The sequence below is a fragment of the Ochrobactrum sp. P6BSIII genome (assembly GCF_014138065.1).
In the GTDB taxonomy this organism is placed as follows: domain Bacteria; phylum Pseudomonadota; class Alphaproteobacteria; order Rhizobiales; family Rhizobiaceae; genus Brucella.
This window is the reverse complement of the sequence record NZ_JACGXB010000006.1, coordinates 166,942-192,108: the sequence shown is the minus strand read 5'-3', so window position 1 is coordinate 192,108 and position 25,167 is coordinate 166,942. Positions and strand designations below refer to the sequence as shown.

The following is a 25,167-nucleotide window of genomic DNA, read 5'->3' as shown; positions in this document are numbered from 1 at the left end:
CATGAACAAGGTTCATGGGCCAGAGAATCGCGCAAGGGGTCAGGAGTGCAAATGGGTCAGGGACATCACGGCGATGAGGGCAAGACGGGTCGGTTGACGACCCATGTGCTTGATACGGTCAGCGGCAAACCGGCTGCTGGATTGCGTATCGAACTGCGCCGGATCGAGAATCACACGCCGCACAGCATCAAGGAAATCCGCACCAATCAGGACGGGCGCAGCGGCGAGCCGCTGCTTGCCAATGGCGACCTGCAGCGCGGTTCCTATGAACTCCTGTTTCATGTCGGCGAATATTTCGGCAAGGACGAAGACGGCGTGCCGTTTCTCGATGTGGTGCCGTTGCGCTTTGGTGTTTCCGATGAAAAGGCGCATTATCATGTGCCGCTTCTGGTTTCGCCTTTTTCCTATTCGACCTATCGCGGGAGCTGAGCAGGATGGTTCAGTCTGTGAGAAACAGAATATGTTTTCTTCTCAATGGCGAGCGGGTTGAACTCGACCGGGTTTCGCCAACGGAAACGCTGCTCGATTATCTGCGTCTGGCCTGCAAGCTGCGCGGCACCAAGGAAGGCTGCGCCGAAGGCGATTGCGGCGCTTGCACGGTGCTGGTTGGCAAGATCGTGGGCAGCGAACTGGTTTATGAAAGCGTCAATGCCTGCATTCGCTTCGTCGGTTCGCTGGATGGTTGCCATGTCGTGACGGTCGAGCATTTGCGCGGGGCCGATGGTGGTCTGCATCCGGTGCAAAAGGCGATGATCGACTTTCACGGCTCGCAATGCGGCTTCTGTACACCGGGCTTCGTCATGTCGCTTTACGGGCTGTGGATGCGCAATCCCAAGCCCGCTGACCCGGCTATTGAAAAGGCGCTGCAAGGCAATCTCTGCCGCTGCACTGGTTACGAGGCGATCATTCGCGCTGCCCGCGCCATTTCCGATTACGGCAACACGACGGAAGATCCGCTGGCAGCAGAACGCGCTCATGTGCTCGAACAGTTGAAATCCATGCGCGACGGTTCGCGGGTCGAAGTGGGCGAGGGCAAGGACCGTCTGGTTGTGCCTGCCGATCTCGACGATTTCGCAGCACTGCTGGCCGATGAACCGAAGGCGACCGTGGTGGCCGGTTCCACCGATGTGGGCCTGTGGGTCACGAAGATGATGCGCGATATTTCGCCGGTGGTCTTTATCGGCCATCTCACGGAATTGCGGGTCATCTCCGAGGACAACAACGTCGTCACCATTGGCGCGGGCGTAACATATACGGAGGCCTTCTCTTTCCTCGCCAGGCGCATTCCACAGCTCAGCGGTCTCATCAACCGCATCGGCGGGGAACAGGTGCGCAATATGGGCACCATCGGCGGCAATATCGCCAATGGTTCGCCGATTGGCGATACGCCGCCGCCGCTGATCGCACTCAGTGCGCGTCTGACGCTGCGCAAGGGCGATAGCCGGCGCACCATTCCGCTTGAAGATTTCTTCATCGCCTATGGCAAGCAGGACCGTCAGCCCGGCGAATTCGTCGAGGCGGTGCATGTGCCGATCCCGGCGGAAGGCAACCACTTTGCGATCTACAAGGTGTCCAAGCGTTTTGAGGAAGATATCACTGCGGCGCTCGGCGCATTCCACATGACGCTCGATGCAGCAGGCAAGGTCGCTTCCATCCGCATCGCCTATGGCGGCATGGCGGCGACGCCGAAGCGCGCCTTTGCGGTTGAGGCGGCACTTTTGGGCCAGCCATGGACCGAAGAAACGGTGGATGCGGCAATCGGTGCCTATGAGCAGGACTATCAGCCGCTCAGCGATATGCGCGCCACGGCGGATTATCGTCTGATGGTCTCGAAGAATTTGTTGCGCCGTTTCTATGCCGAAACGCAAGGGCAAGCCGAACCCTTGCGCGCTCAGCATATCGAAGCGGTCTGAAGGAGGCAGGCATGAACAAACATCCTGCAAGCACGATCAAAGCCGCCGCTATCAAAGGTGGTGTCGCCACCGATCAGAGGCATGATTCCGCGCATAAGCATGTGACGGGCGATGCGGTCTATATCGACGATATTCCGGAACCGGAAGGCACGCTGCATGTCGGTGTCGGCCTTGCGTCGGTCGCCCATGCCAATATCAAGTCTGTCGACCTTTCCGCTGTGCGTGCAGCGCCCGGCGTTGTCGATGTGCTGACCTATAAGGACATTCCCGGCGAAAACGATGTCTCGCCGTCCGGCATGCATGACGATCCGATCTTCGCGGTAGATACAGTACAGTTCCACGGGCAGCCGATCTTTGCCGTCATTGCCCGCACCCGGGATCAGGCCCGCCGCGCCGCGCGTCTGGCCAAGGTTGAATATGAGGAAATGCCGGGCCTGTTTTCCATTGCAGGCCTTGATGGCGCCAAGGACCGTCTCGTCTTCACGCCGCTCACGCTCAATCGCGGCGATGCCCGCAAGGCCATCGATGATGCGCCGCGCAAGGTGAAGGGCCGCATGATGGTTGGCGGTCAGGACCATTTCTATCTCGAAGGGCAGGCTTCGCTGGCTGTTCCCGGCGAGGATGAAGATGTCACCATCTATTGCTCCACGCAGGGGCCGAGCGAAACGCAGCATCTGGTTGCCCATGCGCTGGGCGTGCCGAGCCATTCGGTCACGGTTGAAGTGCGCCGCATGGGCGGTGGCTTCGGCGGCAAGGAAACGCAGGCCAATCAATGGGCTGCCATTGCCGCTATCGCTGCCAAGAAGCACAAGCGCGCGGTTAAAATCCGTCTCGACCGCGATGAGGACATGACCGCCACCGGCAAGCGTCATGACTTCATGATTGATTACGAGGTCGGCTTCGACGACGAAGGCAATATTCTGGGCGTGGATTATATGTTCGCGCTCAATGCCGGTTTCTCGGCGGACCTTTCGGGGCCGGTCGGCGATCGTGCGCTGTTTCATTGCGACAATGCCTATTTCTTCCCGGCAGTGCATGCGCAATCCGCGCCGCTTTACACCAACACCGTGTCCAACACGGCGTTCCGCGGCTTTGGCGGTCCGCAGGGCATGGTCGGTGCGGAACGCGTCATCGAGGAAGTGGCCTTCGCGGTCGGCAAAGACCCGCTCGACATCCGCAAGCTCAATTTTTACGACGCGATGGGGACGGAAGGCGCGACGCGCAATATCACGCCCTATCACCAGAAGGTGGAAGATTGCATCATCCAGCGCATTGTCGCCGAACTGGAAGAGAGCGCGGATTACGCCGCGCGTCGCGAGGCAATCCGCGCATTCAACGCCAAAAGCCGCACTGTGAAGCGCGGCATGGCGTTGACGCCAGTGAAATTCGGCATCTCCTTCACCAAGACCGAGTCCAATCAGGCTGGTGCGCTGGTGCATGTCTATAATGACGGCTCGGTGCATATGAACCATGGCGGCACCGAAATGGGGCAGGGGCTCCATCTGAAAGTGGCGCAGGTCGTGGCGGAAGAATTCCAGATCGACCTCGACCGGGTGAAGATCACCGCGACCACCACTGCCAAGGTGCCGAACACCGCACCGACGGCAGCATCGTCGGGCGCTGATCTCAACGGCATGGCGGCGCAGGATGCCGCGCGCCAGATCAAAAAGCGGCTGATCCGTTTTGCTGCCGAGCAGCATCAGGTGCCGGAAGATCAGGTTGTCTTCCTGCCCAACCGCATTCGCGTCGGCAATCAGGAAATCAGCTTCAACGAACTGGTGAAGCAGGCCTATATCGGTCGCGTGCAGCTTTCTGCTGCCGGGCATTACAAGACGCCGAAAATCCACTGGGATCGTGCCAAGGGTAAAGGCCATGCCTTCTATTACTACGCCTATGGCGCGGCCTGTTCGGAAGTTTCGGTCGATACGCTGACCGGCGAATATGTGGTGGAACGCACCGATATCCTCCACGATACCGGACGGTCGCTCAACCGTGTCATCGATATCGGCCAGATCGAAGGCGGTTTCGTGCAGGGCATGGGCTGGCTCACCACAGAGGAGCTTGTCTGGGATAATAAGGGGCGGCTGCGCACCCATGCGCCGTCCACCTACAAGATCCCGCTGGCATCCGACCGGCCCAAGATTTTCAATGTGGCGCTGACCGACTGGTCTGAAGCCTATGAACCGACCATCCATCGCTCCAAGGCGGTGGGTGAGCCGCCGCTGCCGCACGGCATGTCGGTGCTTTATGCACTGTCGGATGCGGTGGCGAGCGTTGCCGATCACAAGATCAGCCCGCGTCTCGATGCGCCAGCCACGCCTGAGCGCGTGCTGATGGCTATCGAGCGGCTGCGCGCGCAAAAGGGGTAGCACGATGAGCAGCGGCACGCTGGGCAGGCGGGACGATATCCGGGCTTTCCTGAACCGTCGCCACGACAGCGTGCTGGTGGAGGTCACGGATGTGAAGGGCTCTGCGCCACGCGATGCCGGGGCCTGGATGCTCGTCGCCCGCGACATGATCTTCCGCACCATCGGTGGTGGACAGCTCGAATATATGGCGATCGACCATGCCCGGAAAATACTTGCTGGCGGTCGCGATTCACCGATGGACGTGCCTCTGGGGCCGGAGATCGGCCAATGCTGCGGTGGGCGCGTGGCCTTGAATTTCAAGCGCGTCAATCGCGGCCTTGCGGATGAACTGGTCAGCAAGGTCGATGCGGAAATCGCCACCCGCCCGCATGTCTATGTCTTCGGTGCAGGCCATGTCGGCGATGCGCTGGCCTATGCGCTTTCGCTGACGCCGGTGCGGGTGGTGCTGGTGGATACTCGCGAGGCTGAGCTGATGGCCGTCGACGCGCCGGGCGTTGAAACCTGCCTCGCGGCCATGCCGGAGCAGGTGGTGCGCTCCGCACCGCCGGGCAGTGCATTCATCATCCTGACGCATGATCACGCGCTTGATTTTCTGATCGCCGCCGAGGCGCTGCAACGCCGCGATGCGATCTATGTCGGCATGATCGGCTCGAAGACCAAGAAGGCGACTTTCAAAAATTGGTTGAAACGCGAGTTCGGCAGCGATGATCTGTTTGAAGATCTGATCTGCCCGGTCGGCGGTGCGGTCGTGAAGGACAAACGCCCCGAAGTCATCGCAGCCCTTGCGGCGGCCGAAGTGCTGACCGCCGTTTTGACCACAAGCAAGGTCTCGCAGCCTGCCTGATTTGGCAGGCCGCTTTTTTAAGCCAGCGCTTCCCGTATGAGCCGCTGGCAGCGCTCCGTCATGAAATCGATGATCAGACGCACCTTTGGGTCCTGAAAACGCTTGTGCGGATAGATCGCCGCAAGCTGGATCGGTGCCGGCGGCGTGCTTTCGAGAAGCGGTATCAGCCGACCGTCGCGGAGATATTCCTTCACCTCGAACAGCGGCTTGTTGATGATGCCGCGCCCGCCCAGCGCCCATTGCGTCAATACGTCGCCATCATCGGAATCATAAGGCCCGGTGACTTCGAATTTGCGAAGACCTTCCGATGTTTGAAGCGACCAGTAATATTCCTTCGACCCCGGAAAACGCAGCAGCAAACAGTCATGCGTGTCGCCCAGCAGCTCTTCCGGCGATTGCGGAACTCCATGTTTTTCAAGATATTGCGGCGCAGCGCAGATCACACGCTCACAATTCAGGATGCCGCGCATGCGCAAGTTGGAGTTTTCCAGAACCCCGAGTTTGAAGGCGACATCCACGCTTTCGCTCATAATGTCGATCTCGTGGTCAGATAGTCGCAGGCGCACTTCAATGTCCGGATATTTGTCGTGAAACTCCGGAATGCCCGATGCGATGAGCCTGCGGCCAAGCCCCAAAGGCGCGGTAATGCGAATCGATCCCTTGGGATTTTTCGCAAGTTCCGCGACGGCTGCTTCAGCCTCATCGACCGCTTCGAGGATTTTCAACGCGCCGTCATAGAATATGCGGCCATGCTCGGTCGGGGTCAGCTTGCGCGTGGTACGGTTGAAGAGCCGGACGCCAAGATGCTTCTCCAACTCCTTGATTCGATTGCTCGCAACCGCTGGCGAGGCGCGCTGGTCGCGCCCGGCGGCAGAAAGATTTCCCAATTCGACAACGCGCACGAAAACGCGCAGATTATCAAGATAAGACATGCGTCCCCTCCACGATTGTCTAGTTTTTTTTGAAAGTGATGGTCGTGTTGTGACGTTCCCTCGGACGCAAAGCTTTGGCACATAATAGGATAACGAACAATGGGGCGAACAATGGGAGTGCCTGATGTATGATTTTGCCGTAGCCTGGGACTGGCTGGGCTTCGCAGCGCGGTGGCTGCATGTCATTACCGCGATTGCGTGGATCGGCTCGTCTTTCTACTTCATCGCGCTTGATCTCGGTCTGCGCCAGCGTCCCGGCTTGCCGGTTGGCGCTCATGGCGAGGAATGGCAGGTCCATGGCGGCGGCTTCTATCACATCCAGAAATATCTGGTTGCGCCAGCCGAAATGCCGGAACACCTCACCTGGTTCAAATGGGAATCCTACGCCACCTGGCTGTCGGGTTTCACGCTGCTCTGCATCGTTTATTATACGGGCGCCGATCTTTACCTGATCGATCCGAATGTGCTCGACGTGTCTGTTCCGGTCGCCATCGCCATTTCCATTGGCTCGCTGGCTTTCGGCTGGGTTGCCTATAACACCATCTGCAAGCTGATGCTGGGCAAGAGCGATACGCTTTTGATGGTCATGCTCTATGTCGTGCTGGTGTTCGTGGCCTGGGGCTATACGCATCTGTTCACAAGCCGCGCGGCTTTCCTGCATCTGGGCGCTTTCACGGCGACGATCATGTCGGCCAACGTGTTCATGATCATCATCCCGAACCAGAAAATCGTGGTGGCCGATCTCATCGCCGGTCGCAAGCCCGATCCGAAATACGGCAAGATCGCCAAGCAGCGCTCGACGCATAACAACTATCTGACGCTGCCGGTGCTGTTCCTGATGCTGTCGAACCACAATCCGCTGGCTTTCGGCACGCAGTATAACTGGATCATCGCATCGCTGGTGTTCCTGATGGGCGTGACCATCCGCCATTGGTTCAACACCCAGCATGCCCGCAAGGGCAAGCCGACCTGGACCTGGCTGGTGACGGTCATCCTGTTCATCATCATCATGTGGCTTTCCACGGCCCCGAAGATTCTGACCGGTCAGCCGGAAGAGCAGAAGGTTTCCGCCTTGCAGCAAACTTTCATCTCGGACCCGCACTTTGGCAAAGTGCGGGATACCGTTTTGGGACGCTGCGCCATGTGTCACGCGGCGCAGCCCGGCTGGGAAGGCATGATCACGCCGCCAAAAGGCGTGACGCTTGAAACGGATCGGGAAATCGCCGCCCATGCGCGCGAAATCTATTTGCAGGCCGGTCGCTCCCATGCCATGCCGCCCGCCAACGTCACCGGGGTAACGGATCAGGAGCGCCAGCTTCTCGCCTCCTGGTATGAATCCGCTACTGCTGGAGCAAAGTAACAATGACCAGACTTCTCATCCGTGGCCGCGTTCTGACCTTTCGCGATGAGCCGCAAAGTCTCGATGACAGCGCTTCCTATTGCTATATCGAAGATGGCGCCATTTTGGTCGAAGACGGACGCGTTGCGCGCCTTGGCGATTACGCTGAGCTTAGCGCGGAAGCGGGCAGCGATGTGAAACTGGCCGATCATCGCCCGCATCTGATCCTGCCGGGCTTCATCGATACGCATATCCATTATCCGCAGACCCAGGTGGTCGCGTCCTATGCCGCCAATCTTCTGGAATGGCTCAACACCTATACATTCGTGGCCGAACAGAAATTCGCCGATGAGCAGCACGCGGAATTCATCGCCGAGCGCTTTCTGGACGAGCTGATCCGCCATGGCACCACCACCGCTGTCGCTTATTGCTCGGTGCATCCGCAGAGTGTCGACGCCTATTTCCGCGCTTCGCAACATCGCAACATGCGCATGCTGGGCGGCAAGGTGATGATGGATCGCAACGCGCCGCCCGCTTTGTGCGACACGGCGCAATCCGGTTACGACGATAGCAAGGAACTGATCGCGCGCTGGCATGGCAAGGACCGCCTCGACTATGTGATCACGCCACGCTTCGCCATTACCTCGACTCCGGAACAGCTCGAAGCCAGTCAGGCGCTGGCCCGTGAACATCCGGAATGTTTCATCCAGACGCATCTTTCGGAGAACCACGACGAAATCGCCTTCACCAGGTCGCTCTATCCGGATGCGCCGGATTATCTCGGTATTTACGAGCATTACGGGCTTCTGGGAAACAAGACGCTGCTTGGCCATTCCATCCATCTGGAAGAACGCGAAGTGGGCGTGATGGCGGAAACCGGCTCGGTGGCCGTGTTCTGCCCGACCTCGAACCTGTTTCTCGGTTCCGGCCTGTTCGACCGTGATCGCCTGAAGGCGTCGGGCGTGCGCATGGCTGTGGCGACCGATGTCGGCGGCGGCACCAGCTTCTCCATGCTGCGTACCATGGACGAAGGCTACAAGATTTTGCAGTTGCGCGAACAGCGTCTGAACCCGTTCCAGTCCTTCTACATGATGACGCTTGGCAATGCCCGGGCGCTGTCGATGGAAGACAAGATCGGCACGCTGGACGAAGGCACGGAGGCCGATATCGTGGTGCTGGATTCGGCCGCCACATCGCCGATGCGCTTGCGCATGGCGGCAGGCGCGACGCTGGAACAGGAGCTGTTCCTGCTGCAAACGGTCGGTGACGACCGCGCCATTGTCGAAACCTATGTGGCGGGCAAGCCGCTCAAGGCGGAACTCGCCTGATCTGCCAATCCTGGAGGAGGATGGCCCGCGGCGGAGCGATCTGCTGCGGGTCTTTTGTTTTAAAGCTCTTCCGGCCGCTTGCCGCCAATGGCGCGGGTCAGTTGATCGGCGGTCGAGCGGATGAGCGGCCCCAGCTCTTCAAGCTTCTTCTTTGGCAGGCGCACGGCGGGACCGGAAACGGAAATGCCTGCAATGCCCTCGCCATATTCGTTGAAAATCGGGGCAGCGATGCAGCACATGCCGAGCGTGTGTTCCTCGTCATCGATGGACCAGCCGCGCATGCGTGTCGCCTGAATGTCTTTCAAAAGTGCGGGCAGGCCATCGAGCGTGCGCTGGGTGAAATGCTCCAGCATTTTTCCCGAAAGCGCGCGGGCGATTTCGCCATCCGACCACGTTGACAGAATTGCCTTGCCGATGCCCGATGCGTGGATCGGTCCACGCCGCCCCGGACGAAAGAAGGCGCGCATCGGCGCGTGACTTTCGATCTGCGAGATAAACACGACATCGCCGTCGTCCTCGACGCCGATATTCGCGGTCTCGCCGCTGGTTTCCATGAGCTGCTTTAAATAGGGGCGCGCCAGCGTGCCCAGCTTGCGGAAACGGCGAAAGGCATTGCCGATCTCGAAAGCCTTGACGCCAATTGTCCAGTCGCCGGTTTCCACATCGTGGGAAACCATGCCGTGATTGGCGAGCGAGGATAACAGACGGTGCACCGTGGAAGGGGCCATGCCGCTCGCGTCAGCAAGGTCCGTCAGGGTCGAGCCGTCATTATCGGCGATCAACGCCAGAAGCTTGAGGCTGCGGTCCAGAACCTGCACGGATGAGGGTGCGGCATTCTCCGCCGCCTTGCGGCCCCGCTTTGCTTTGGCCTGTTCCATCACCCGTCTCCGAATCCCGCCTGAACTTCAGAGTTACCACTATCGCATCCATTGCCAGTCGGAAAGGCGCAGAGGGTATAGCCGATTATCTCCATTCCGTTGAAAATCTTTATTTCCATATAATGGTATGCATTTCCATTTTTAAATTATAACTTTTGTAAATGGAGAATGTTTCCATAGGAGGATTGGCCATGGCCAGAATGCGTGCAGTCGATGCAGCCGTGCTTGTGCTGGAGAGGGAAGGGATCAATTGCGCTTTCGGCGTGCCGGGCGCGGCTATCAATCCATTTTATTCGGCGATGAAAGCGCGCGGTTCGATCCGCCATATCTTGGCGCGTCACGTTGAGGGCGCTTCGCATATGGCCGAAGGCTATACGCGGGCAAAGCATGGCAATATCGGCCTGTGCATCGGCACCTCCGGCCCGGCGGGCACGGATATGATCACCGGCCTTTATTCGGCTTCCGCTGATTCCATTCCGATCCTCTGCGTGACGGGGCAGGCGCCGCGCGCGCGTCTTGACAAGGAAGATTTTCAGGCGGTCGATATCGCCAAGATCGCGGCGCCTGTCACCAAATGGGCGGTCACGGTCATGGAACCGGCGCTGGTGCCATTTGTCTTCCAGAAGGCGTTTCATATCATGAAGTCGGGCCGTCCCGGTCCGGTGCTGATCGATCTGCCGATTGATGTGCAGATGGCCGAAATCGGTTTCGACATCGACACCTATCAGCCGATGGAAGCCTATAAACCAGCCGCCACGCGGGCGCAGGCCGAAAAGGCGATTGCCATGCTGAACGCAGCGGAACGTCCGTTGATTGTCGCAGGCGGCGGCATCATCAATGCCGATGCGTCGGATCTTCTTGTCGAATTCGCTGAGATCACCGGCATTCCGGTCATCCCGACCCTTATGGGCTGGGGCGTCATCCCGGACGATCACCGTCTGATGGCGGGCATGTGCGGTCTTCAGACCTCGCACCGTTATGGCAATGCCAATCTGCTGGCTTCCGATGCGGTCATCGGCATCGGCAATCGCTGGGCCAACCGGCATACCGGCAATGTCGATACCTATCGCAAGGATCGCACCTTCATCCATGTCGATATCGAACCGACGCAGATCGGGCGCGTCTTTGCGCCGGATTTCGGCATCGTGTCCGATGCGGGCAAGGCGCTGAAGCAGTTGCTCGACGTCGCAACTGAATGGAAGGCGGCGGGCAAGTTGCGCGACTGGTCCGGCTGGGCGAAGGAATGCGAGGGCCGCAAGCGCACCATGCTGCGCAAGACGCATTTCGACCAGACGCCGCTGAAACCCCAGCGGGTTTACGAGGAGATGAATAAGGCTTTCGGTCGTGACACCTGCTATGTCACCACCATCGGCCTCAGCCAGATTGCGGGTGCGCAGTTTCTGCATGTCTATCGCCCGCGCAACTGGATCAATTGCGGACAGGCTGGTCCGCTCGGCTGGACCTTGCCTGCGGCTCTGGGTGTCCGCGCTGCCGATCCGGATCGGCCCATCGTGGCGCTGTCGGGCGACTATGACTTCCAGTTCATGATCGAGGAACTGGCGGTCGGCGCGCAGCACAAACTGCCTTACATCCATGTCGTCGTGAACAATTCCTATCTCGGCCTGATCCGTCAGGCGCAACGCGGCTTCAACATGGATTTCGAGGTCAGCCTTGCCTTCGATAACATCAATGCGTCCGGCGATGCGGAGAAGGGTTACGGCGTCGACCATGTGGCGGTTGCGGAAGGCCTCGGCTGCAAAGCGATCCGGGTCCGCAGCCCCAACCAGTTTGCGGAAAGTTTCGAGCAGGCCAAGGCGTTGATGCAGGAGCATCAGGTGCCGGTCGTGATGGAATTCATTCTGGAACGCGTCACCAATATTTCCATGGGAACCGACATTGATCAGGTGGTCGAGTTCGAGGAACTGGCCGAGCGCGGCGAGGATGCGCCGACTGCGATTGCGGCATTGCTGGATTAAAGCGTGAAGATTTCACACCCCTCTGTCGCTTCGCTACCCCCTCCGCCCCTCATCCTGAGGTGCGGAGCGAAGCGAAGCCTCGAAGGACGAGGGCAGGCGCAGTGCATTTTCCCTCGCCCGTCGAGACGCCTCTCTTCGACAAGCTCGAGAGGCTCCTCAGGATGAGGGAAAAGAACAACGTTGAGAGCTATTCCGGGAAAAGCGTGAGACGTTTCTTCGTTCGGAATTGCCTAATAGAGGAGGCGGAAATGCCAAGATTTGCAGCCAATCTCACCATGCTTTTCACCGAAGCGCCGTTCATGGATCGCTTCGCGCTGGCCGCCAAAGCGGGGTTCACCGGGGTGGAATATCTGTTCCCCTACGAGTTCAACCGGCATGAGCTGAAAGCAGCATTGACCCGTCACAATCTGGCGCAGGTGCTGCACAATCTGCCTGCGGGCAATTGGGCGGGCGGCGAGCGCGGCATCGCCGTGCTGCCGGATCGTGTGGACGAGTTCCGTCGTGGGGTGGCCGACGCCATCGATTATGCCACGACGCTCAACTGTTCGCAGGTCAACTGCCTTGCCGGTATCGCGCCGCAGGGCATCGACCCGGATGTGATGCGGGCGACTTTCGTCAGCAATCTGCGGCTGGCGGCGAAGGAACTGGGAAAGCACGGCATCCGCCTGCTGATCGAGCCGATCAACCATTACGACATTCCCGGCTTCTATCTGAACACGGTGGAGCAGGCGGTTTCGATTATCGACGAGGTGGGCAGCAACAACCTGTTCATCCAGTATGACCTTTATCACCAGCAGCGCACGCGTGGCGAACTCGTCGCCACCTATGAACGCTACAAGCCGCTGATTGCGCATGTGCAGCTTGCCGACAATCCGGGACGCAATGAGCCCGGCACCGGCGAGATCCATTATCCGAACGTCTTCGAAGCGCTGAAGAACGCCGGATACAAGGGCTGGATCGGCTGTGAATACAAGCCGAAGACAACGACCGAGGAAGGTCTGGGCTGGTTCAGAGCATTTCCAGCAAAAGTGCGAAGCGGTTTTGCGTTGGATAATGCGTGAAAACAAAGACTTATATGAAGCTGAACGGCTGAGCGCTTAATAAAATAGGGAGTAAACGAAATGGCCAAGATCGGCTTTATCGGACTGGGTATCATGGGCAAGCCGATGGCGCAGCATCTACAAAGTGCAGGCCACCAGCTTTTCACCTCGAAACATAGCCAGCCGCCGCACAAGGACCTGCTGGATGCAGGGCTGACGGTTCTCGATACGCCCAAGGCTGTGGCCGCGGAATGTGAAACGACCATCCTCATGCTGCCGGATACGCCGCAGGTGGCCGAAGTCCTTTTCGGCGAAAACGGCGCGGTTGAAGGCCTGGGCAAGGGCAAGACACTCATCGACATGAGCTCGATTTCGCCCATCGAGACGAAGGAATTTGCAAAAAAAGTCCGCGCTGCCGGGGCTGAATATATCGACGCGCCGGTATCGGGCGGCGAGGTCGGCGCAAAGAATGCGAGCCTCTCCATCATGGCTGGCGGTGCGCAGGCAAGCTTTGATGCGGCGCTGCCGCTCCTCAAGCTGATGGGCAAGAATATCACGTTGGTCGGTGATTGCGGCGATGGCCAGACCACCAAGGTCGCCAATCAGATTATCGTGGCGCTCAACATCGAAGCGGTTGCCGAAGCGCTGGTCTTTGCCTCAAAGGCGGGTGCAGATCCGGCCAAGGTGCGCGAAGCGCTGATGGGCGGCTTTGCCTCCTCGCGCATTCTCGAAGTGCATGGAGAGCGCATGATCAAGCGGACCTTCGATCCGGGTTTCCGCATCTCCCTGCACCAGAAAGACCTCAATCTGGCGCTTCAGGGCGCGAAGGCTCTGGGTGTCTCGCTGCCCAACACGGCCACGGCGCAGGAACTGTTCAATTCCTGTGCGGCGCATGGTGATGATGGTCTCGACCATTCCGGCCTCGTGCGTGCGCTGGAGCGCATGGCCAATCACGATGTTGCCTGAGCGTCAGGCCTGATCGGTTCTCTGGAGGGGAGAGCGTGGAGCTGGTTATCTGGAGGGAGATGGCCGGCTCCATTGATTTTATGTGCCGCGCGGGGAATAGTGCCGCCGTTGATTTGTGAAGCCGGGATTCTCATGACTGCCACAAGCGCCATCGCCGATCCGAAGAAATTCCTGACCAGCCTTTTCGACGCCGCCGTGGCGGCTGCCGATCCCGAACTGGTCATCCGCGCCAATCTGCCTGCCAAGCCCAAGGGGCGCACGATCGTCATCGGCGCGGGCAAAGGTTCCGCACAGATGGCGGCGGCTTTCGAAAGGGCGTGGGATGGCCCGATTGAGGGCCTCGTGGTGACACGCTATGGCTATGGCACGCCTTGCGAACGCATCGAGATTATCGAGGCGGCGCATCCGGTTCCGGATGAAGCGGGACTTGTGGCATCCCGGCGCCTGTTCGATGCCGTGTCGGGTCTCACGGAAGACGATCTCGTGGTGGCGCTCATATCCGGCGGTGGCTCGGCGCTGCTGCCGTCTCCCCCGGAAGGGCTGACGCTGCAAGACGAAATTGCCGTCAACAAGGCCTTGCTGGCGTCGGGCGCGCCGATCTCGGCCATGAATGCCGTGCGCAAGCATCTTTCGACCATCAAGGGCGGACGCCTTGCCGCTGCCGCCCATCCGGCGCGGGTGTTCTCATTGGTCGTCTCGGATATTCCGGGTGACAATCCGGCATTTGTGGCCTCTGGCCCGACGGTGCCGGACAAAACCAGCCGCGATGACGCGCTCAAGATCATCGAACGCTATCGGCTGGAATTGCCGGAGGCCGCACTTGCCCATATTCGCGGCGAAGGAGCGCATGCGCCAAAGCCGGATGACGCGGTTTTCGCGCAAAACGAAGTGCGGGTGATTGCATCTGCCGCCGTATCGCTGGAAGCGGCAGCGAAAGAGGCTGCCCGGCACGGCGTTGAAGCGGTGATCCTGTCGGATGCCATGGAAGGGGAATCGCGCGAAGTGGCGCATGTCCATGCGGCAATTGCGCGGGAAGTGGTCGAACGCGACCGTCCGTTCAAAAAGCCGGTGGTCATCCTGTCCGGCGGCGAAACCACAGTCACCATTCGCGGCAAAGGTGGCAAAGGCGGGCGCAACAGCGAGTTCCTGCTGTCCTTTGCGCTCGATATTGATGGCTATGCCAATATCCATGCGCTTGCCGCCGACACGGACGGGATCGACGGATCGGAAGACAATGCCGGTGCCTTTGCCGATGGCAGCACGGTGTCGCGTCTGCAAAAGGCGGGCGAGGATGGTGCGGCGCGCCTCAACAACAACGATGCATGGACAGCCTTTGACGCCATCGGCGATCTGTTCATACCGGGCCCGACCGGCACCAATGTCAACGATCTGCGCGCGATTTTGATAACGGAGTAGTGTCGTCGTCGAGCAGTATCCGGTTCGCCGCGCCGTCGAGGTCTTCATACTGGCCGTTTTTCAGTGACCACAGGAAGCCTGCTAGCCCCACCGCGCCCATCAAAAGGGCGACGGGGATGAGAAAGAGAAGCCCGCTCATTTGTGCGCTTCCTTGATGACGGCAACCGGCGTGGTGCGTGTCTGCGCCTGCTGCTTCTGCTTTCCGGCTTTCAACCGCAACGCGTTGCTGACAACCACGATGGACGACAGCGACATGGAAAGTGCTGCCACCAACGGTGTGACATAGCCGAAGATCGCAATTGGCACGGCGATGATATTATAGCCGATGGACAGCGCGAAATTCTGGCTGATCAGCCGACCTGCCTCCTTCGAGACCGCAAAGGCCAGCGGCACGGCGGCGAGGCTCTCACGCAGAAACACGAAGTCGGCGGCATTGCGCCCGATATCGGCTGCAGTTGCCGGGGCCATGGAAACATGGGCCGCGACGAGGGCAGGCGCGTCGTTGAGGCCGTCGCCAACCATCAGCACCTTGCGGCCTTCGCCGGAAAGCGCCTGCACGAGCTGCGACTTGTCGGCAGGCAGCACCGCGCCGCGATAGTCATCGACACCCAGATAATCCGCGAGCTTCCGGACGGCTGGTAGTCGGTCGCCGGAGATGATGCCAAGCTTCAGCCCATCCTTTTTCAGGGCGGCGATGGCGGCGGCTGCGTCTTCGCGCGGGCTGTCCTCGAAATGGAAAGTTTCGACCAGCATGCCGTCAATGGAAAGGCAGGTTTCCGGCCCGTTTGCAGCGGTTGCATCGGCCATGCCGCCAGCCCATTCGGATTTGCCGAGACGATAAAGCTTGCCGTCCATTTCCGCCTCGATACCCGATCCCGGAACTTCCTCGATCCGGGTGAAGGCGCTCATCGGCCCCTGACCGGAAAACTGTGCCAGCGCCCGCGACAGCGGATGGCGGGAATAGAGCGACAGTTCGGCGGCGATTTCGAGATAGTGCGTATTGACGCTTTCAAGGCCAATCAGGCGCGGCTGACCGAGCGTCAATGTGCCGGTCTTGTCGAAGATCGCGGTGTCGATCTCGGCCATGCGTTCCATGGCGGAGCCGTCCTTGATCATGATTCCGTTCTCGAACAGGCGGCGCGCTGCAACCACCTGCACAATCGGCACGGCCAGCGCCAGCGCGCAGGGGCAGGTGATGATCAGCGTGCAAATGGCGATATAGATCGAGCGATACCAGTCGCCACCGGTGTAGACCATCCAGCCCGTGAATGCGAGGAAGGCAATCGTGTGCACCATCGGCACATAGAGCTCGGAGGCGCGGTCGGCGAGGCGGCGATAATAGGCGCGGCCGCTCTCAGCCACATCCATCAGGCGCACCATTTCGGCAAGGAAGGAATCCTTGGCTTCCGCCGTTGCCCGGATGACGAGCGGCGTGGACAAGTTCAGCGTACCGGCGCGAATATCCGAACCGGGGCCGACCGGCACCGCGTCGCTTTCGCCGGATGCGATAGCGCAATCGAGTTCGGAGCGGCCTTCCTCAATTCTCGCATCCACCGGCACGCGCTCGCCAGCCGCCAGAATGATGCGCATACCGGGGCGGATTTCATTGACCGGCAGATAGTTCCGCTCACCATTGTCGGCGATCACCACCGCGCCACGACTGCCAAGCTGCGCCAGACCGCGCACGGCGGAACGGGCGCGGGCGCGCATCATATAGTCGAGCGTGCGACCGATCAGCAGGAAGAACAGAAGTGTCACCGAGGCATCGAAATAGGCATGATGACCATGGTTCATGGTCTCATAAATGCTCATCGCAAAGGCGAGCGAGATGGCCAGCGCAATCGGCACATCCATGTTCACACGCCTTGCGCGCAGTGCATTCCATGCGGAAACATAGAAGATGCGGCCTGAGAAGATCAGCGTCGGCAGGGCGATCAGGCCGGAGACCCAGTGAAACAGGTCTCGGGTTGCTGCATCCGCACCCGACCAGACAGCGACGGAAAGCAGCATGACATTGCTGGAGGCGAAAGCCGCGACACCAAGCGCGATCAGCAGGCGCGCGAAGGCTGGATCCTTCTCCTGTGCCATGTCGAAAATATGCGCTTCATAACCGAGACGACGCAGCGGATCGATGACATTGGGCGGCGTTTCGCCGTCCTTCCAGCGGATCGCGACCCGCCGCGCAGTCAGGTTGACGCGGACATAGGCAACGCCTGCGATCTGTGCCAGCGCTTCTTCAATCGTCTTGATGCACAATCCGCAGTGAACGCCCGGCACCGACAGGTCGAGCTGGCGCAGCCCGTCGCCGAGCGTGCGGCTGGCGAGCTGCATTTCATCCGGGGAAACGGTCTGGATGACCGTCGCAATCTGCGCATTCTCGACGCAGCAGCTCATAACAGCTTCCCGTTCTTGATCAGAACGCGGACGATATGGCGATAGGGGTCTTCCAGACCGGCATCGGCGTTGATTTCCATGACCCATGCGCCATCAGCAAGGTCGATGCTGGCGCCGAGCACGCCCGCTTCCCGGGTGGCAAGTGCTGCCCTGGTATCGTTCACATCGCCAACGGGACGCTTGAACTCCACTGTTCCGCCCGTCACTGCAACCGGCTTGCCGTCGCGGTCGGTGAGCCGCCAGGTAAAGACACCCCCGGCATAGGCGGGCGTCGACTGCCAGTTGAGGGCTGCCTGTTCCTTGCCGGTCTGGGCCTTTTCGTTGAATTCCTGGCTCGCGACATAGGAATTGGCGACGACCAGCCCGCTCCAGCTGTGAATGGCGAGATAGGCCATCGTCACATTGACGGCGATGATCACCCCGAAAAACGCCACCATGATGCCCAGCATATGCCAGCCGGTGAATGTGCCTGCCGAATTTGCGGATGCAGTCTCGGTTTCTGCCGACATTATCGTCCCTCCGGAGCCATGAAGGTTGCCTTGTAGCGGGCGTGTTCAGCGCCGTCCGCGTCGCGCACTTCGATTTCGTAATCCTTGCGGTGATCCGAGATGGCGCTGTGCGGCAAGGTCACAAAGACACGCAATGTCTTCAGCCGGTCGGGTTCGACGGGCACGGCATAATTGCCGTCTGCGTCTGCCGTCTCGTCCTGCACTGTCAGAGTCGCGCCGGGCAGTCCTTCGATGGACAAGCGGAAGGTGCGCGGCGTCGGGATCATGTTGAGAAGCTTGACCGTATAACCGTTGCGGATCGAACCGTCCGACAGAAGCACATATTGCGGGTTGCGGTCGTGCAGGACATTGATGCCGATGCGCTGGCGCATCGACAGCGAAATGACCAGCGTGAGGCCGATCAGCGCCCAGACGATGAAATAGAACAGGCTGCGCGGACGCAGCACTTTGCCCCATGACAGGTTCTGCACCTTGTCGGAAAGCACATTGGGCGCAGCGTAAACCCGGGCAGGGGTGATGGGCATCATTCCGTTGTTGGTGGCAAGCGCCATATTGGCGTCGTAGTCGGCCAGCGTCGCATAGGAGATGAGACCGCGCGCCTTGCCGATCTTGTCCATCACCGAATTGCACGCATCGATACACAGCGCGCAGGTGATGCATTCCAGCTGCTGGCCGTCGCGAATGTCGATACCCATCGGGCAGGCGGCCACACAGGCATTGCAATCCACGCAATCACCGACGGATTCGCCGGTGGCGATAGCCTTCTTGGCATGGCGCGAACGCGGTTCGCCGCGCCAGTCATTATAGGTCACGGTCAGCGAATTCTCGTCGAGCATCGCGGCCTGGATGCGCGGCCACGGGCACATATAGGTGCAGACCTGCTCGCGCATCAGCCCGCCCAGCGTATAGGTGGTGGCGGTGAGAATAGCGACGGTGAAATAGGCGACGGGTGCTGCCTGTCCGCTCACGAAATCGAAAAGGAGGCTTGGCGCATCGGCGAAGTAGAAAATCCACGCGCCGCCGGTCAGAACGCCGATCAGAAGCCAGACCGAATGTTTCGTCACCCGCTTCCAGATCTTGTCGAAGGTCCATGGCCCCTTGTCGAGCTTCATGCGGGCGTTGCGGTCGCCTTCGATGGCGCGTTCCACCACGAGATAGAGATCGACCCAGACAGTCTGCGGGCAGGTATAGCCGCACCATGCGCGGCCCGCGACGGAGGTGACCAGAAAAAGGCCGAGGCCCGCCATGATGAGCAGGCCCGCGACGTAATAGAATTCCTGCGGCCAGATTTCGATGAAGAAGAAATAGAAGCGGCGGTTGGCGAGGTCGATCAGCACGGCCTGATCTGGCGCATAAGGCCCGCGATCCCAGCGCAGCCATGGCGTCAGATAGTAGATGCCCAGCGTGATGAGCATGACGAGCCATTTGAAGCGCCGGAACTCACCCTGAACGCGCTTCGGAAAAATCTTGACCCGCGCCGCATAAAGCGACTGCCGCGTCTTGGGGGAATTCACTGCCTGAACGTCGATACGTTCGACTTGCTCTGACATTTTATGCTCCTAGGGAGGAGAAGGGAGTAGGGGAATAGGGGAGTAAGGGAGTATGAAAAAACGGGAGCGACGCTGCGGGCCTTCACAACCAAAACATACCCCCCTATTCCCCTACTGCCTTACTCCCCTCTCTTCATTCTCCCCCGCCCAGCGAATGGACGAATATCGCCAGCTGCTTGACGGTTGTGTCGCCGAGGCGCGGTTCCCATGCGGGCATCACGCCGTGCTTGGGATGCGACACCTGACGGATGATTGCGTCTTCGCCGGAACCGTAGAACCAGATCGCATCGGTCAGGTTCGGCGCACCGAATTCGCGGCTGCCCTTGGCGTCGGCGCCGTGGCAGACAGCGCAGTTTTCCGAGAAGACCTTCTGGCCTGCGGGAACCATCGACGGATCGTGCGGTGTGCCGGTCAGGCTGACCACATAGGCCGCCACATCGCGGATTTGCTGCGGTTCCAGAATGTCGGCGTAAGCGGGCATCTCGGAAGCGCGCGTGTCCGCGTCGTCCTTGGAACGAACGCCGTGACGGATGGTCGTCAGGATTTCGTCGATGGAACCGCCCCACAGCCAGTCATCGTCGTTGAGGTTCGGATAGCCGGGTGCGCCCTGCGCGCCGGAGCCATGGCACTGCACGCAGTTGACGCGGAAGGCAGCCGCGCCGCCCGCAATGGCGAACTGGCGCAGGTTTTCATCGGCCAGAATCTCATGCACATCCTTGGCCTTGATCTGGTCGAGGATGCCCTGCTTTTCCGCCGCCACCTGGCGCATGTCTTCCTGCAATGCGCCGCGGCTCGACCATTGGGTCAGCCCGGCAGTCGAGCTGGAAATCAGTGGCCATGCCGGATAGGCGATGGTGTAGCCGATGGCAAACAGGATGGTGGCGTAGAAGGTCCACAGCCACCAGCGCGGCATCGGATTGTCGAGTTCGCGGATGCCGTCCCATTCATGGCCGGTGGTGGAAACACCGCTGACGTCGTCGATATGCTTATCAGTCATTTGCGTCATCCTTGAACGGAATGGCTTTCACCTCGTCGGCGATCTTCTTGCTGCCGGGACGGAAGACATAGAAGACGGTGATAACGAAGAAGACCGTCATGCCGAGCAGGCCCCAGCTGTCGGCGAAGTGGCGCATGGCGTTGTAATCCATGGGAAGCTCCTATCGCGCTTTGGGGGATTGATCGTAGGTCGAGAAATCGACCAGCGTGCCGAGCATCTGGAGATAGGCGACCAGCGCATCCATCTCCGTCACCGCAGCCGGATTGCCGTCGAAATCGCCGAGCTTGGCCTTGGGATAACGCCCCTCGACGCCGGATGTGTCGGCCTCGGGATCGGCCTGCGCCTTCAGGTCGGCCAGCGCATTGTCGATCATGTCCTGCGTATAGGGCACGCCCACCGCGACATTGGCCTTCAGATCGGCAGCAATGTTACTGGCGCTCAGCGGCGTGTCCTTCAGGAAGCCGTAGCTCGGCATGACCGATTCCGGCACCACATCGCGCGGGCGGATCAGGTGTTGGACATGCCATTCGTTGGAATAGCGGCCACCGACGCGGGCGAGGTCCGGCCCCGTGCGCTTGGAGCCCCACTGGAACGAATGATCATACATGGATTCCGCTGCAAGGCTGTAATGCCCGTAGCGTTCCACCTCGTCGCGGAAAGGGCGGATCATCTGGCTGTGGCACAGATAGCAGCCCTCGCGCACATAGATATTGCGCCCCGCAAGCTCGAGCGGTGAATAGGGACGCATCCCCTCCACCTTCTCGATGGTGTTTTCGAGATAGAACAGCGGCGCGATTTCCACGATGCCGCCAATCAGCACCACGGTCAGCGATCCAACCAGCAGCAGCGTTGCGTTCTTTTCAATTACGGCGTGTTTTTTCAGAAAGGACATGTGTGTTCGATCCTTATTCCGCAGGCTGCATCGCTGATGCCGGCTTGGCCGGGGTTGCGCCGGCAATCGGCGCTTCATCGCGCAGGTTTCCGCGAATGGTCTGATAGACGTTCCAGGCCATGACGAGACCGCCCGTGAGGTAGAGCAGGCCGCCGGTCACGCGGATGACGTAGTAAGGGAACATCGCGGCGACCGTTTCTGCGAAGGAATAGACGAGGAAACCCTGATCGTCGTATTCGCGCCACATCAGGCCCTGCTGGATACCCGCAACCCACATGGCGGCGGCGTAGAGCACGATGCCGAGAATGGCGAGCCAGAAGTGCCAGTTGACCATGCGCACCGAGTAGAGGCGTTCGCGGTTCCACAGCTTCGGAGCCAGATAATAGATCGCGCCGAAGGTGATCATGCCGTTCCAGCCAAGCGCGCCGGAATGAACGTGACCGATGGTCCAGTCGGTATAGTGCGACAGAGAATTGACCGCCTTGATCGACATCAGCGGGCCTTCGAAGGTCGCCATGCCGTAGAAGGCGATGGCAGCCACCATCATGCGGATGATCGGATCGGTGCGGATCTTGTCCCATGCACCCGACAGCGTCATCAGGCCGTTGATCATACCGCCCCAGGACGGCATCCACAGCATGATCGAGAACACCATGCCCAGCGTCTGCGCCCAGTCGGGCAGTGCGGTATAGTGCAGGTGGTGCGGACCGGCCCAGATATAGAGGAAGATCAGCGACCAGAAGTGGATGATCGACAGGCGGTAGGAATAGACCGGTCGGTTCGCCTGCTTCGGCACGAAGTAATACATCATGCCGAGGAACGAGGTGGTGAGGAAGAAGCCGACGGCATTGTGGCCGTACCACCATTGCGTCAGCGCATCCTGAACACCCGAGAAGGCGGAATAGCTCTTGGTGCCAAGGAAGGAGACCGGCACGGCAAGGTTATTCACGATATGCAGCATGGCGATGGTGATGATGAAGCCGAGGAAGAACCAGTTGGCCACATAGATATGCGGCTCCTTGCGCTTCAGCACGGTGCCGAGGAATACGACCAGATAGGCGACCCAGACGATGGTCAGCCAGATGTCGACATACCATTCCGGTTCGGCATATTCGCGGCTCTGCGTGATGCCGAGCAGATAGCCGGTGGCGGCCATGACGATGAAAAGCTGGTAGCCCCAGAACACGAACCAGGCCAGATCGCCGCCGAACAGGCGGGCGCGGCAGGTGCGCTGCACCACATAGAAGGATGTGGTGATAAGCGCGGTGCCGCAGAAGGCGAAGATGACGGCGGAAGTGTGCAGCGGGCGCACGCGGCCGAAGTTCAGCCATGGTTCCAGATTGAGATCCGGAAATGCGAGCTGCGCGGCGATAACAACGCCGACGAGGAAGCCGACAACGCCCCAGAACACCGTGGCAATCAGGCCGTAGCGGATCGGACCGTCCATATAGACGGACTGATCCGTCTTTTTCGGCGTCAGACCGTAATCGGCGTTGCGCAACAGAAGAATGGTGAAAATGGCGAGCACGACGAACAGAATCCACATATGGGTTCTGAACAGCTCGTCATGGGAAAATCCGGCCAGGAGAACGGCAAAAAGCGCTCCCAGACCGGATAGGACTGTTCCAGCGGCGTAGTTCATGAAATCCCCTCGCAGCGCGTAACGAAGACCGCCCGTCAGGGGCAGTTGTAGCGACAGGATTTCTATCGGCGCTCAGTGGCGTGCTGTCATTGATCCTAATCAACGACGATTTTCTAGGGAGGGAACCGATCTCAGACGTTAGGCGATTGGCACCGTCAGCGTGGCGCGAAGACCACCATCGGGACGGTTCACCAGATCGAATGTGCCTTCCATCCGCGTGACCGCCATTTGCACAATGGCAAGGCCGAGGCCGCTGCCATTGTCCTGCCGGTGCTTGCCGCGGAAAAAGCGCTCGGTGACATGCGGCATTTCGATATCGGGAATGCCGGGGCCGCTGTCTTCAACGGTGAGGGTGAGGCGGCTGTCCGCGACGGTAAAGCCGCAGCGCACAAAACCATCCGGTGGTGAATGCAGTACTGCGTTTTCGATCAGGTTACGCGCCGCCAGCGTGAAGAGATGCGGGAAGGGCATCTGCACGAGTGGCATGCCTTCCAGCAATTCGATGGCGACGCCGCGTTGTGCGCCGAGCATACGCATATCGGTGGCGATGGTGTGCAGAAGCTTGCAGGCCGGTTCCGGCATCGGTGTTTCGGTTTCGTCGGACGTTTCAAGCGCTGCAAGATCGAGCAACTGACCGACCAGCCTGCTGGTGCGGTCCACACCGGCTGCGATCTGGCGCACCGCATTGGCGCGCACGGCTTCGTCCTTTGCGCTCTCGGCGATCTGCGCCTGTGTCTTCAGACCGGCGAGCGGCGTCTTCAGCTCATGGGCGGCGAAAATCGCGAAGTTGCGTTCGCGCTCGCGCGCTTCCTCGACGCGGTGGAACAGCCCGTTCAACGCGGTTACCGCAGGGGCGATTTCCTTGGGCAGATTCTCTTCCGGCAGCGGGCGCAAATCCTGCGCCTGTCGCTTCGACAGAACGGAGGCAAGGCTGCTCAACGGGTTGAGCCCGCGCCGCACGCAAAGCCAGATCATGCCTGCCAGCAGCGGCAGCACCAGAAGGGCAGGCACGACCAGCCCCGTCACCACATTGCGGACCAGTCTTTCGCGGACATAGAGACTGTCGCCGACCATCACGCGCAGACCAAGCTGCGTGTTTTCAACCGCAAACACCCGCCAGCGCTCGCCAGCGACAACCGTGTTGGAAAAACCGTTCGCAACGCTCGTAAGCCGTGTAACCGGCGCGCTTTCCGAACGCCCGACCAGCTTGCCGTCCAGCGCCCAGATCTGGCAGAAAAGCTGCCGGTCATAGTCGGAAAATTCCGGCATGGGCTTGAGTGAAAGCTGGCCGCCATCGCCATCAGGGCCGACTTCCACGCGGTGATCGCTCAAAAGCGAATTGACCATGCGTGCGGCTTCCATCAGACGCGCATCCAGAACCTTTTCCAGTTGGGCCTGGGTGGTGGTGTGAATCCAGACCACGGCAACCAGCCAGACGATGCAGGTTACACCAATCAGAATGCCGGTCAGACGGCCACGGATCGAACTCATGCGCAGGCCCCCGCCAGACGATAGCCGACACCGCGCACCGTCTCGATGAAATCGGAGCCAAGCTTGGAACGCAGGTGGTGGACATGCACCTCCACCGCATTGCTTTCCACTTCTTCCTGCCAGCCATAAAGCGCTTCTTCCAGCGATGATTTGGAAAGCGTCGCATTGGGGCGCTCCATCAGCGCGCGCAGGATCGAGAATTCACGCCGCGTCAGCCGCAGCGGCTCGCCCTTGAAGCGCGCCGACATTTCCGCCGGATCAAGCTCGACACCGCGCCATTCCAGCATGGCGTTTGCGCGACCAGTCCCGCGTCGCGCTACAGCGCGCACCCGGGCGGCCAGTTCATGCAGGTCGAACGGTTTGCCGACATAGTCGTCGGCGCCGGCGTCCAGCCCCGCGATACGTTCGGGCACCTGATCGCGAGCGGTCAGAAGCAGCACCGGCGTGTCGTCGCGTCCGCGCCGCATGGTCTTCAGAATGTCCAGGCCGGACCCGTCCGGCAGCATGAGATCGAGCACAACGGCATTGTAATTTTGCGCTGCAAGGGCTGCTTCGGCATCGCCGCAGGTCGAGACCGCATCCACGGTGAAACCGGCAATGCCCAAACCAACGGACAACCCGTCGAGCAGGATTGCATCGTCTTCAACCACCAGAATGCGCATCGATCTTCCTGTTTTTGCCTTGTTGTCGT

22 protein-coding genes are annotated in these 25,167 nt (G+C 60.0%); 10 read left to right on the top strand and 12 right to left on the bottom strand.

Translation table 11 applies throughout. The features are described from left to right. Window positions 1-51 precede the first annotated feature (51 nt). From uraH to xdhC, 4 genes are read left to right on the top strand one after another with little or no spacing between them, the layout of a single operon-like run. A complete protein-coding gene (gene uraH / locus FHW00_RS10695; protein WP_078337955.1) occupies window positions 52-429 on the top strand; it encodes a hydroxyisourate hydrolase in 378 nt (125 codons plus the stop codon). A 5-nt stretch (window positions 430-434) separates the two neighbouring features. Further along, entirely contained in the window at window positions 435-1,913 is a 1,479-nt protein-coding gene (gene xdhA, locus FHW00_RS10690; protein ID WP_078337956.1) for a xanthine dehydrogenase small subunit, read from the top strand. Between the two features lie 11 nt (window positions 1,914-1,924). Next, the gene (gene xdhB / locus FHW00_RS10685; RefSeq protein WP_078337957.1) at window positions 1,925-4,282 is read left to right on the top strand and encodes a xanthine dehydrogenase molybdopterin binding subunit; all 2,358 of its coding nucleotides are present in this window, start codon (window positions 1,925-1,927) and stop codon (window positions 4,280-4,282) included. 4 nt (window positions 4,283-4,286) lie between these two features. Then, the gene (gene xdhC, locus FHW00_RS10680; protein ID WP_078337958.1) at window positions 4,287-5,126 is read left to right on the top strand and encodes a xanthine dehydrogenase accessory protein XdhC; all 840 of its coding nucleotides are present in this window, start codon (window positions 4,287-4,289) and stop codon (window positions 5,124-5,126) included. Between the two features lie 17 nt (window positions 5,127-5,143). Here the strand turns inward: xdhC and FHW00_RS10675 are convergent, their stop codons facing one another. Beyond that, entirely contained in the window at window positions 5,144-6,058 is a 915-nt protein-coding gene (locus FHW00_RS10675) for a LysR family transcriptional regulator (RefSeq protein ID WP_078337959.1), read from the bottom strand. Window positions 6,059-6,182: 124 nt separating this feature from the next. Here FHW00_RS10675 and FHW00_RS10670 point away from each other — a divergent pair, with 124 nt between their 5' ends. Next, window positions 6,183-7,418 carry a urate hydroxylase PuuD gene (locus tag FHW00_RS10670; protein WP_078337960.1) on the top strand — a complete coding sequence of 412 codons (1,236 nt, stop codon included), beginning with the start codon at window positions 6,183-6,185 and terminating at the stop codon, window positions 7,416-7,418. A 2-nt stretch (window positions 7,419-7,420) separates the two neighbouring features. After that, on the top strand, window positions 7,421-8,725 hold the full coding sequence (gene guaD / locus FHW00_RS10665) for a guanine deaminase (protein ID WP_078337961.1): 1,305 nt from the start codon (window positions 7,421-7,423) through the stop codon (window positions 8,723-8,725). A 59-nt stretch (window positions 8,726-8,784) separates the two neighbouring features. Here the strand turns inward: guaD and FHW00_RS10660 are convergent, their stop codons facing one another. Continuing rightward, a complete protein-coding gene (locus FHW00_RS10660) occupies window positions 8,785-9,603 on the bottom strand; it encodes an IclR family transcriptional regulator (protein WP_078337962.1) in 819 nt (272 codons plus the stop codon). Window positions 9,604-9,794: 191 nt separating this feature from the next. Between FHW00_RS10660 and gcl the strand changes: the two genes are divergently transcribed. The 4 genes from gcl (at window position 9,795) to FHW00_RS10640 (ending at window position 15,001) form a co-directional block, all read left to right on the top strand. After that, a complete protein-coding gene (gene gcl / locus FHW00_RS10655) occupies window positions 9,795-11,579 on the top strand; it encodes a glyoxylate carboligase (RefSeq protein ID WP_078337963.1) in 1,785 nt (594 codons plus the stop codon). A gap of 248 nt (window positions 11,580-11,827) precedes the next feature. Further along, complete coding sequence (gene hyi / locus FHW00_RS10650) at window positions 11,828-12,640, top strand: hydroxypyruvate isomerase (protein WP_078337964.1); 813 nt, start codon at window positions 11,828-11,830, stop codon at window positions 12,638-12,640. Window positions 12,641-12,700: 60 nt separating this feature from the next. Further along, window positions 12,701-13,585, top strand: a complete 885-nt coding sequence (locus FHW00_RS10645) for a 2-hydroxy-3-oxopropionate reductase (RefSeq protein ID WP_078337965.1) — start codon at window positions 12,701-12,703, stop codon at window positions 13,583-13,585. Window positions 13,586-13,717: 132 nt separating this feature from the next. Beyond that, window positions 13,718-15,001: a glycerate kinase type-2 family protein gene (locus FHW00_RS10640; protein ID WP_078337966.1), complete on the top strand. Its 1,284-nt coding sequence runs from the start codon at window positions 13,718-13,720 to the stop codon at window positions 14,999-15,001. On the opposite strand, the gene ccoS is transcribed toward FHW00_RS10640, so the two are convergent. The 10 genes from ccoS to FHW00_RS10590 all read right to left on the bottom strand — a co-directional run bounded on the left by ccoS (window position 14,967) and on the right by FHW00_RS10590 (window position 25,138). Next, window positions 14,967-15,140, bottom strand: coding sequence for a cbb3-type cytochrome oxidase assembly protein CcoS (gene ccoS / locus FHW00_RS10635; RefSeq protein WP_078337967.1), 174 nt, complete (start codon window positions 15,138-15,140; stop codon window positions 14,967-14,969). The genes FHW00_RS10640 and ccoS overlap by 35 nt on opposite strands. Then, window positions 15,137-17,395, bottom strand: coding sequence for a cation-translocating P-type ATPase (locus tag FHW00_RS10630; protein WP_078337968.1), 2,259 nt, complete (start codon window positions 17,393-17,395; stop codon window positions 15,137-15,139). The genes ccoS and FHW00_RS10630 overlap by 4 nt, the downstream gene beginning before the upstream one ends. Continuing rightward, window positions 17,392-17,904, bottom strand: coding sequence for a FixH family protein (locus FHW00_RS10625; RefSeq protein WP_078337969.1), 513 nt, complete (start codon window positions 17,902-17,904; stop codon window positions 17,392-17,394). Before FHW00_RS10625 ends, FHW00_RS10630 begins: the two co-directional genes overlap by 4 nt. Then, window positions 17,904-19,454 (bottom strand): cytochrome c oxidase accessory protein CcoG, encoded by a 1,551-nt coding sequence (gene ccoG / locus FHW00_RS10620; RefSeq protein WP_078337970.1) that lies wholly within the window; start codon window positions 19,452-19,454, stop codon window positions 17,904-17,906. The genes FHW00_RS10625 and ccoG overlap by 1 nt, the downstream gene beginning before the upstream one ends. A gap of 133 nt (window positions 19,455-19,587) precedes the next feature. Continuing rightward, on the bottom strand, window positions 19,588-20,451 hold the full coding sequence (gene ccoP / locus FHW00_RS10615; protein ID WP_078337971.1) for a cytochrome-c oxidase, cbb3-type subunit III: 864 nt from the start codon (window positions 20,449-20,451) through the stop codon (window positions 19,588-19,590). After that, window positions 20,444-20,602, bottom strand: coding sequence for a cbb3-type cytochrome c oxidase subunit 3 (locus FHW00_RS10610; RefSeq protein WP_078337972.1), 159 nt, complete (start codon window positions 20,600-20,602; stop codon window positions 20,444-20,446). The genes ccoP and FHW00_RS10610 overlap by 8 nt, the downstream gene beginning before the upstream one ends. A 9-nt stretch (window positions 20,603-20,611) precedes the next feature. After that, window positions 20,612-21,343 (bottom strand): cytochrome-c oxidase, cbb3-type subunit II, encoded by a 732-nt coding sequence (gene ccoO / locus FHW00_RS10605; RefSeq protein WP_078337973.1) that lies wholly within the window; start codon window positions 21,341-21,343, stop codon window positions 20,612-20,614. A gap of 13 nt (window positions 21,344-21,356) precedes the next feature. Further along, on the bottom strand, window positions 21,357-22,985 hold the full coding sequence (ccoN, locus tag FHW00_RS10600; RefSeq protein ID WP_078337974.1) for a cytochrome-c oxidase, cbb3-type subunit I: 1,629 nt from the start codon (window positions 22,983-22,985) through the stop codon (window positions 21,357-21,359). Between the two features lie 138 nt (window positions 22,986-23,123). Continuing rightward, complete coding sequence (locus FHW00_RS10595) at window positions 23,124-24,476, bottom strand: ATP-binding protein (RefSeq protein ID WP_078337975.1); 1,353 nt, start codon at window positions 24,474-24,476, stop codon at window positions 23,124-23,126. Then, window positions 24,473-25,138, bottom strand: coding sequence for a response regulator (locus FHW00_RS10590; protein WP_078337976.1), 666 nt, complete (start codon window positions 25,136-25,138; stop codon window positions 24,473-24,475). The genes FHW00_RS10595 and FHW00_RS10590 overlap by 4 nt, the downstream gene beginning before the upstream one ends. Window positions 25,139-25,167 lie beyond the last annotated feature (29 nt).